The following is a 516-nucleotide window of genomic DNA, read 5'->3' as shown; positions in this document are numbered from 1 at the left end:
ATATACGAATCAGCGTATAAGAACTTATGTTCTGGCAAATACTAATAATATAGTCAAATATTATTGGAGGGAAGATGATATGCCGGAAGATAGAGTTCACCATGAACACGATGTAGGATACAAGTTTATATTTTCCCACAGGGAAACATTTCTGGAACTTCTGCGGGGATTTGTCAAAAAAGACTGGGTCAATCTCGTGAGAAGCGAGGACCTGATGCTGGTTGACAAGTCCTATGTGCTCGAGGATTTCAGCGAAGAGGAGTCGGATATAGTATACAAGGCAAATGTAAACGGCCGTGATGTGATATTTTATATTCTCCTGGAATTCCAGTCCAGTGTGGACTACAGGATGCCCATGAGGCTGCTGTTTTATATAGTCGAGATATGGAGGGAGATCCTGAAAAACACCTCAAAACGTGAGAGGCGGAGGAAAGACTTCAGGCTCCCGGCAGTTGTCCCCATGGTTCTGTATAACGGGAAAAACAGCTGGACCGCCTATAGGAACTTCAGGGATAT

At 43.6% G+C, this 516-nt stretch carries 1 protein-coding gene; it reads left to right on the top strand.

The features are described 5' to 3' along the window. Window positions 1-79: 79 nt before the first annotated feature. The coding region (locus AB8S09_RS15815) for an Rpn family recombination-promoting nuclease/putative transposase (protein WP_369869563.1) at window positions 80-516 on the top strand (437 nt) is incomplete at its 3' end.

Origin of the sequence: Clostridium lapidicellarium, assembly GCF_041224415.1 — a bacterium.
Classification (GTDB): domain Bacteria; phylum Bacillota; class Clostridia; order Clostridiales; family Clostridiaceae; genus Clostridium_B; species Clostridium_B lapidicellarium.
Note: the sequence above shows the minus strand (reverse complement) of the source record. Positions and strands in the feature narration are given on the sequence as shown.